The organism is Mycolicibacterium septicum DSM 44393, assembly GCF_000455325.1.
Classification (GTDB): Bacteria; Actinomycetota; Actinomycetes; order Mycobacteriales; family Mycobacteriaceae; genus Mycobacterium; species Mycobacterium septicum.
Genome location: NZ_HG322952.1, coordinates 88,150 through 96,615, shown reverse-complemented (window position 1 = coordinate 96,615; position 8,466 = coordinate 88,150). Strand labels below are relative to the sequence as shown.

Genomic DNA, 8,466 nt, shown 5'->3' with positions numbered 1-8,466 from the left:
GCCCACAGCGACGGCAGGTTCTCGTCCGCCCGCCAGCTCAGCGTCACGCCCTTGTCGTCGAACCGGTCCTGGGCCGCGGCGACCGCGGCGGCCACCACGGCGTCCGTCGCCACCGGGACCGGGGTGACCGTGGCCGGGCTTTCTTCGGCCTTGGCCAGGGCGCCGGCATCGTCGGCGAACCGGACCAGGCGGTGCGTCTGCTGGCGCAGCATCGAAACAGTCTCGGGGTCAAGAGTTCTCACGCCGTCCTCGATGGCCTCGAAGTAGGCCTCCAGAACCGAAACCGGAGTCCGGATCTCATGGGCAAGATCGCTGAACAATCTGCGCCGGCCGGCGTCGACAGCCTCCAGTCGCCCGGCCATCTGATTGAAAGAACTTGCCAAGGAGTCGAACTCGTCACCGAGATGGGCCGGCGGGACCCGCGAATCGTAGTGGCCGTCGGCGATGGCCGTGGCGGCCTGCGACACCTGGGTCAGCGACTTCTGCAGCCGCCTGCCGAAGTACCAGGTGACGATGAGCGCCGCCAGGATCGCGACGCACGATGCCACCCCGATCGCGATCACCGTGGCGTAGACGTAGGCCTCTTCCGCGTGCATCTGCTCGGCCGAGTCGCCGGATACCCCTGCGCGGTGCAGATGTTCGCGGAACAGCGGAGGGCCGACGATGGCGGCCACGAGTCCGGTGGTGCCCGCACCGGCGACCAGCACCAGGGCCTGGGCCGAGAGCAGCCGGGTGCGCAGGCCGACGCTCACCGTTGGCCGTCCTGCCCGGTGCCCATCCGATATCCGACACCGCGCACCGTGATCACGTACAGCGGGTCGGCAGGATCGTCGCCGAGCTTACGGCGGAGGTGACCGATATGGACGTCCACGAGATGCTCGTTGCCGACATAGGTGGTCTCCCAGACGGATTCGAGCAGCTGGCGACGGCTGAGCGCCACCCCTGGGCGGGCCGAGAGGGCGGCCAGTACGTCGAATTCGGTGCGCGTCAGCATGATCGGGTCGTCGTCGAGGAACACCTGGCGGCCGTCGACGTCGATACGCAGTGCGCCGAACACCCGGCCGCCGGTCGCCGCGGGGGAGGAGACGCGCGGCCGGCGCAGCATGGCCCGGATCCTGGCCACCAGTTCCCGCGGGCTGAACGGTTTGGTCATGTAGTCGTCGGCGCCGACCGACAGGCCGACGATGGTGTCCACCTCGGTGTCGCGGGCGGTCAGCATCACCACGTAGGCATCGGAGAACGTGCGCAGCGATCGACAGACTTCCACGCCGTCGATGCCGGGCAGGCCGAGGTCGAGGACTACCACGTCGGGGTCGACCTCACGGGCCAACCGCAGTGCCTCCGACCCGTCGTGGGCGAGGGTGACCTCGAACTGTTCGCGGGTCAGATAACTGGCGATGACCTCGGCGAGCGGGGCTTCGTCGTCGACCACCAGGGCCCGGTAGCCACCCGGAATGTGCTCCATCAGCCCATAGTGCAGGAGTGGGGAGGGAGGCATAGGGAATTCATACCCTAGGGGGGTATAGTATGAAGCGACAACGAATCGGGTTCAGGAGGAAACTGCATGAGTACCCAGACTGTCACGGTCACCGGGATGACCTGCGGGCACTGCGTCACGTCGGTGCGTGAAGAGGTCGGCGGCCTTCCCGGTGTGCGCACCGTCGAGGTCGACCTGTCGACCGGGCTGGTGACCATCGACAGCGACAGTCAGCTCGATCCGTCCGCCATCAGCGACGCGGTCGCCGAGGCCGGCTACGCCGTCGCGGGTTGAGCAGGGGTCGATCATGAGTGCGCCGCGGAAGCTCATCGGGTTCGTCGTCGGACTCGTCGTGGTCTTCGCCGTGTCCTTCGGGATCGGTTCTGCGGTCACGATCAACAGCGTCCCGGCCGAAGGCCATGACGCCGGCCATGTCGCGGATCATGGGTCCGCGTACACGCTCCAACTCGAAGAGATAGCGCTGCCATCCGGCACCGCGGTTCCGCTGCGGTTCCGCATCGCCGACGGCACCGGCGCCCCGGTCACCGAATACGTCGAGAGCCACGAGAAGCTGCTGCATCTGATCGTGGTGCGCCGCGATCTCGCCGACTACCAGCATGTGCATCCGGTGCTCGACGATTCCGGCACCTGGAGCGTCCCGCTGAATCTGACCGAGCCCGGCGACTACCGGGTGTTCGCCGACTTCGTGCCTGCCGACGGCCGCGCGGTCACGCTCGGCGCGGATATGACCGTTGCCGGCAGGTATGCGCCGCAGCCTCTGCCCGCGCCGTCGGGCACCGCCACGGTCGACGGCTACACCGTGACTCTGACCGGGGTGGCCAACGTCGGCCGGCCCTCGGAGTTGACCCTCTCGGTCAGCCGCGACGGCAAGCCGGTCAACGATCTGCAGCCGTACCTGGGCGCCTACGGACACCTGGTCGCGGTACGCGCGTCGGACCTGGGCTACCTGCACGTCCATCCGATGAGCGATGCGGCAGACCCGGCCACCGCGCCCGGTCCGCAGATCGCGTTCCACACCACGCTTCCAAGTGCCGGTGAGTACCGGATGTTCCTGGACTTCAAGCATCGCGATGCGGTGCACACCGCCGAATTCACCGTTGAGGGGGCACCGTGAGCACCGCCACCGGACACGTCGTACTCGAGATCGGTGGGATGACGTGTGCCTCGTGCGCCGGACGTATCGAGCGGAAGCTCAACCACCTGGACGGCGTCACGGCGACGGTGAACTTCGCCACCGAGAAGGCCACCGTCGACGTGGCGGGTGAGGTGACGCCCGAACAGCTGATCGAGGTCGTCGAAACCGCGGGCTACACAGCACAACTGCCCGCCACCGAACCGGGCGAGAGTCATACCGAGGACGATCCGACCGCCACGTTGCGCACCCGGCTGATCGTGTCGGCGGTGCTGACCATTCCCGTTGTGGCCATGGCGATGGTCCCTGCGCTGCAGTTCACCAACTGGCAGTGGCTTTCGCTGACCCTGGCCGCGCCGGTCGTGGTGTGGGGCGCGCTGCCGTTCCACCGGGCTGCGTGGACCAACCTGCGGCACGGCACCGCCACCATGGACACCCTCATCTCGATGGGCACCATCGCGGCGTTCGGCTGGTCGCTGTACGCGCTGTTCTGGGGTACCGCCGGGATGCCGGGTATGACGCATCCGTTCTCGCTGTCCATCTCGCAATCCGACGGCACCGGCAACATCTACCTGGAGGTCGCGGCGGGCGTCACCACCTTCATCCTGGCCGGCCGGTATTTCGAGGCACGGTCCAAGCGGCGTGCCGGGGCGGCGCTGCGCGCGTTGCTCGAGCTCGGCGCCAAGGACGTCGCGGTGCTGCGAAACGGTGTGGAACAACGCATTCCCATCGAGTCGCTGGCCGTGGACGACGAGTTCGTGGTCCGGCCCGGAGAGAAGATCGCCACCGACGGCGAGGTGGTCGACGGTTCGTCCGCGGTGGATGCCTCGATGCTCACCGGCGAATCGGTGCCGGTCGAAGTCGCCCCGGGGGACCAGGTCGTCGGCGCGACCGTCAACGTCGGCGGCCGGCTCGTGGTGCGGGCCAAGCGAATCGGATCCGACACCCAGCTGGCCCAGATGGCCCGGTTGGTCGAGGATGCGCAATCCGGCAAGGCGCAGGCACAGCGCCTGGCCGACAAGGTCTCCGCAGTGTTCGTGCCGATCGTCATCGCGCTCGCGGTGGGAACCCTGGGATTCTGGCTGGGTACCGGCGGCCCGGTCGCCGCGGCGTTCACGGCCGCGGTGGCGGTGTTGATCATCGCCTGCCCGTGTGCGCTGGGCCTGGCGACCCCGACGGCGCTGTTGGTCGGTACAGGTCGCGGTGCCCAGCTCGGCATCCTGATCAAGGGGCCCGAGGTGCTGGAGTCCACCCGTCGCGTAGATACCGTCGTGCTGGACAAGACCGGGACGGTGACCACCGGGGCGATGACGCTGCTCGACGTGATAGCCGCTGCCGGAGAGGATCCCGCCGAGGTGCTGCGGTTGGCCGGTGCGGTCGAGGACGGCTCCGAGCACCCGATCGCGCGGGCCGTCGCCAAGGGCGCCCGTGACAAGGTCGGGGAGCTGCCTCCGGTGGAGGATTTCGCCAATGTGGCGGGACTCGGGGTGCAGGGCGTCGTCGACGGCCATGCGCTCGTGGTCGGCCGGCGCCAGTTGCTGGCCGACTGGTCACAGAGTCTGCCCCCGGAGTTGGATACCGCGATGCGCGAGGCTCAGGCCCTGGGCCGCACGGCGATTGCCGTGGGCTGGGACGGGCAGGCGCGCGCGGTGCTGGTGGTCGCGGACGCGGTCAAGCCCACCTCGAAGGAGGCGATCGAGCAGCTGCGCGCCCTCGGCCTGGATCCGATCATGCTGACCGGCGACAACGAGGCGGCAGCGCGGGCAATCGCCGAACAGGTTGGTATCCAAGAGGTTTACGCCGAGGTGCTGCCGCAGGACAAGGTCGATGTGGTCAAACGCCTGCAGGACGAGGGCCGGGTGGTGGCCATGGTCGGCGACGGCGTCAACGATGCAGCGGCGCTGGCCCAGGCGGATCTCGGCCTGGCCATGGGTACCGGCACCGATGTGGCGATCGAGGCCAGCGACCTGACCCTGGTCCGCGGTGATCTGCGGGCAGCCGCCGATGCCATCCGGCTGTCCCGGCGCACGCTGGCCACGATCAAGGGCAACCTGTTCTGGGCGTTCGCCTACAACGTCGCCGCGTTGCCACTGGCCGCGGCCGGACTGCTCAACCCCATGCTGGCCGGCGCCGCCATGGCGTTCTCCTCGGTGTTCGTGGTCAGTAACAGCCTGCGGCTGAGACGCTTCCGATGAAGCGGCTGGCAGCCCTGATGGCGATTGTCCTGTGGGCTGGGGTACTCACCGGGCAATGGCAGGCGACGGGCCACGATCACCCGACGCATCTGCCGCACGCGGTCTCGGCAGCGATCGGCGAGGGTGCCGATCTGATGATGCTGGATCACCCGCACGTCAGTGACGGCTCGCCTTCACACATGCCGGATGGCTTCACCGCCGCCGTTCTGCCCAGGTCCTCCGTCACCCCTGTAGCGCTCTCGGTTGTGGCGCTCGTCCTCGGCTGCGCGGTGGTGTGCGCGTGTGCCGCGGTACGCACGCAGCGGGGTCCACCCGACCGGCATGGTGTCCTACTCGCCGGACAGGAACTTCTGGTCCGGATCTGTATCGCGCGCCGCTGATCTCGCAGCGCTCCAACGCTGCCCAGGTCAGTTGCCGCGCTCAGTCGCGGCCGGATACAGAAACGACGAATCCATGAACCATGCCCTGTCCACCCGTTCATTCCACATTCTGCGCAGAAACCGTGGTCCCAACACCATGGTCGGCCACACTCCCACGCTGTGGGTGTCCACTCCGTTCGCCGACGCCGGGCGCGGATTCTGGGCGAAACTCGAAGGTTTCAACCCCGGCGGCATGAAGGACCGGCCCGCCATGCACATGGTCGAGCAGGCCCGGGCCCGCGGCGATCTGAAACCCGGTGGCCGCATCATCGAATCGACCAGTGGCACATTGGGTCTGGGGCTCGCATTCGCGGGAACGATGTACCACCACCCGGTGACCTTGGTGACCGATCCGGGTCTGGAACCCATCATCGAGCGCATGTTGACCGCCTACGGCGCCCAGGTGTCGACGGTGACCGAACCGCATCCCACCGGGGGTTGGCAGCAGGCCCGGCGGGACCGGGTGGCCGAACTGCTCGCGGCTGACGAGAACGCCTGGTACCCGGACCAGTACAACAACCCGGACAACGTGGAGGCCTACCGGCCGCTGGCGCTGGAACTCAATGCCCAGATCGGCCATGTCGACGTGCTGGTCTGCTCCGTCGGTACCGGCGGGCATTCGGCCGGGGTGGCGCGGGTGCTGCGTGAGTTCAACCCGAACCTGCGGCTGATCGGGGTCGACACCATCGGTTCGACGATCTTCGGTCAACCCGCCGCGACCCGCGTCATGCGGGGCCTCGGCTCGAGCATCTATCCCCGCAACGTGGATTACGCCGCGTTCGACGAGGTGCACTGGGTCGCACCGGCCGACGCGGTATGGGCCGCCAGGACTTTGGCGTCGACGTACTACGCGAGCGGGGGATGGAGCGTGGGCGCGGTCGGTCTGGTGGCGGGTTGGGCAGCACGAAACCATCCGGCCGGTACCACGATTGCCGCGGTGTTCCCCGACGGACCGCAGCGCTACTTCGACACGGTGTACAACGACGACTACTGCCGTGACCTCGGTCTGCTCGATCACCAACCGGCCGATGAGCCGGAGACGATCGCCAACGCAGGCGACCGCGTGGTGCAGACCTGGACACGTTGCGAGACGGTGGCCGACCCGACGGCGGTGGCCCGATGAGCGGACTCATCACGCAGTTCCGCAGCTTCGACCTGCCCAGCCGGTTGTTGATGGTCAACCAGTTCGGCATCAATCTCGGCTTCTACATGCTGATGCCGTATCTGGCCGGCTATCTGGCCGGGCCGCTGGGTCTGGCGGCGTGGGCGGTGGGCCTGGTGCTGGGCGTGCGCAACTTCTCCCAGCAGGGCATGTTCATCGTCGGCGGCACGCTGGCCGACCGGCTGGGCTACAAGCCGCTGATCGTCGCCGGGTGTCTGTTGCGCACCGCCGGGTTCGGTCTGCTGGTCGTCGCGGATTCCCTGCCGGCGATGCTGATCGCCTCGGCGGCAACAGGGTTCGCCGGGGCGCTGTTCAATCCCGCGGTGCGGGCCTACCTGGCTGCCGACGCAGGTGACCGCCGGGTCGAGGCCTTCGCGACGTTCAACGTGTTCTACCAGGCCGGGATCCTGTTGGGCCCGCTGGCGGGAATGGCGTTGCTGGTCTTCGATTTCCGGGTGACCGCGGCCGCGGCCGCCGGAGTCTTCGCGGTGCTGACGGTGGCCCAGCTGCTCGCCCTGCCGCGGCAGCGCGCCCAACCCGTCGAACAGCGGAGCTCGGTGCTCGACGACTGGCGCAGCGTGGTCGCCAACCGCGGGTTCCTGTTGTTCGCGGTGGCGATGATCGGCTCCTACGTGCTGTCCTTCCAGGTCTACCTGGCATTGCCACTACAGGCCGCGGCGCTGCGGCCGGGGAACGAAACCGTATTGGTGGCAGCCGTGTTCGTGGTCTCCGGCCTGATCGCGGTGGGCGGTCAGTTGCGGATCACGCGATGGTTCGGCAACCGCTGGGGCCCGCGCCGCAGCCTGGTGGTCGGCTTGCTGGTGCTGGCGGCGGCCTTCGTTCCGTTGGCAGTGGTACCGGACGCGGACCGGTTCGGCACCGCCGCCGCGGTGGCCGCACTGCTCGGCTCGTCCGCACTGCTGGCCCTGGGGTCGGCCGCGGTATTCCCGTTCGAGATGGACACCGTCGTGGCACTGTCGGGGGATCGGCTGGTGGCCACCCATTACGGGTTCTACAACACCGTCGTCGGAGTGGGCATCTTGCTCGGCAATGTGGCGACCGGATCGCTGATCGGCGCGGCGCGCGCCGCGGACCTGGCCGAATTGGTGTGGCTGGGCCTCACGGCAATCGGGCTGGTGTCCGCGGCGGCGCTCTATCTGCTGACCCGGGATGGTGGGAGGCTGGCGCCGGACGCGTCGCTCACTGCATCGGAACCGTGACACCCTCCGAGGGCTGCACGATCACAAAGCCATTGCCGTGGAACGCGACCTGAATCGCTTCACCGGAGCCCCGGCCGATCAACGCACCGGCCTTGAAGCTGGTCTTGAGCTGGGTCTGCAGGTGCGCCGACCAGGCCACGACGGCATTGGTGTCGGCGAAGGTCGGGGCCTCGGAGGCGTTGAGCACCACGGGCGGGCCATCGGTGGTCAGTGCCACCCATCCGGTGCCACGCAGGGTGGTGTTGAACAGGCCGCCGGTGGCGATGCTGCCGCCGCGGACCCGTTCGATGTTCCAGTCCAGGCTCGATGAGAACGCCAGCACGTTCTTGCCGCTGATCGACAGACCCGAGTTGGACAGCTGCAGCAGGTGTACGTCGAAACCCTGATCCGCCAGGAACACATCGCCTTGGCCCTGGCAGCGCATCAGCGGCAGGCCCTCACCGGTGAGGGCCTTCTTGATGAACTTCGATGCGCCGCCGCCTTCGAAGGCGAAGTCGACGTTGCCCTGGTACGCGACCATCGAGCCCTGCCGTGCCATGAAGGGTTCGCCGAGGCGGACCCGCAGCATCTTCTTGTTCTGGTTGGCGATCGGCGTCGCCTCTTTCTCGCTGAACCGCCCGTCGACGAGATCCCCGCTGATGCCGTTGAACCCGTCACCGGTCGGCTGGGCCTGGACCTGCTGTGGCTGCTGAGGGGAAGCGCTGAGCGGCGCCCGGCCGGCCTGGCCCTGATGAGAGATCTGATCGGTCCAGGATTGTCCGTCCCACCAGCGGTATTCGTAGCGGCCTTCGGGATCGGGCAGCCAGCCGGGTTGCCAGTTTCCGTTCACAGTCATTCCTC

At 68.1% G+C, this 8,466-nt stretch carries 9 protein-coding genes; 6 read left to right on the top strand and 3 right to left on the bottom strand.

The window, feature by feature from the left end; genetic code table 11:
• On the bottom strand, positions 1–752 hold a 752-nt coding region (locus TX88_RS20405), incomplete at its 3' end, for a HAMP domain-containing protein (protein WP_044519706.1).
• Positions 749–1,465, bottom strand: coding sequence for a response regulator (locus TX88_RS20400; protein WP_044519705.1), 717 nt, complete (start codon positions 1,463–1,465; stop codon positions 749–751). The genes TX88_RS20400 and TX88_RS20405, both read right to left, overlap by 4 nt.
• Before the next feature lie 99 nt (positions 1,466–1,564).
• Here TX88_RS20400 and TX88_RS20395 point away from each other — a divergent pair, with 99 nt between their 5' ends.
• The 6 genes from TX88_RS20395 to TX88_RS20370 all read left to right on the top strand — a co-directional run bounded on the left by TX88_RS20395 (position 1,565) and on the right by TX88_RS20370 (position 7,626).
• Positions 1,565–1,771, top strand: a complete 207-nt coding sequence (locus TX88_RS20395) for a heavy-metal-associated domain-containing protein (RefSeq protein WP_044519704.1) — start codon at positions 1,565–1,567, stop codon at positions 1,769–1,771.
• A 13-nt stretch (positions 1,772–1,784) separates the two neighbouring features.
• Entirely contained in the window at positions 1,785–2,612 is an 828-nt protein-coding gene (locus TX88_RS20390; protein WP_044519703.1) for a DUF8832 domain-containing protein, read from the top strand.
• Positions 2,609–4,825: a heavy metal translocating P-type ATPase gene (locus tag TX88_RS20385; protein WP_044519702.1), complete on the top strand. Its 2,217-nt coding sequence runs from the start codon at positions 2,609–2,611 to the stop codon at positions 4,823–4,825. The genes TX88_RS20390 and TX88_RS20385 overlap by 4 nt, the downstream gene beginning before the upstream one ends.
• On the top strand, positions 4,822–5,205 hold the full coding sequence (gene lpqS / locus TX88_RS20380; RefSeq protein WP_049925223.1) for a putative copper homeostasis (lipo)protein LpqS: 384 nt from the start codon (positions 4,822–4,824) through the stop codon (positions 5,203–5,205). The genes TX88_RS20385 and lpqS overlap by 4 nt, the downstream gene beginning before the upstream one ends.
• Before the next feature lie 73 nt (positions 5,206–5,278).
• Entirely contained in the window at positions 5,279–6,367 is a 1,089-nt protein-coding gene (locus tag TX88_RS20375; protein WP_044519701.1) for a PLP-dependent cysteine synthase family protein, read from the top strand.
• On the top strand, positions 6,364–7,626 hold the full coding sequence (locus TX88_RS20370) for an MFS transporter (RefSeq protein ID WP_044519700.1): 1,263 nt from the start codon (positions 6,364–6,366) through the stop codon (positions 7,624–7,626). The genes TX88_RS20375 and TX88_RS20370 overlap by 4 nt, the downstream gene beginning before the upstream one ends.
• Here TX88_RS20370 and TX88_RS20365 read toward each other — a convergent pair.
• The gene (locus TX88_RS20365) at positions 7,607–8,461 is read right to left on the bottom strand and encodes an AIM24 family protein (RefSeq protein ID WP_044519698.1); all 855 of its coding nucleotides are present in this window, start codon (positions 8,459–8,461) and stop codon (positions 7,607–7,609) included. The genes TX88_RS20370 and TX88_RS20365 overlap by 20 nt on opposite strands.
• Positions 8,462–8,466 lie beyond the last annotated feature (5 nt).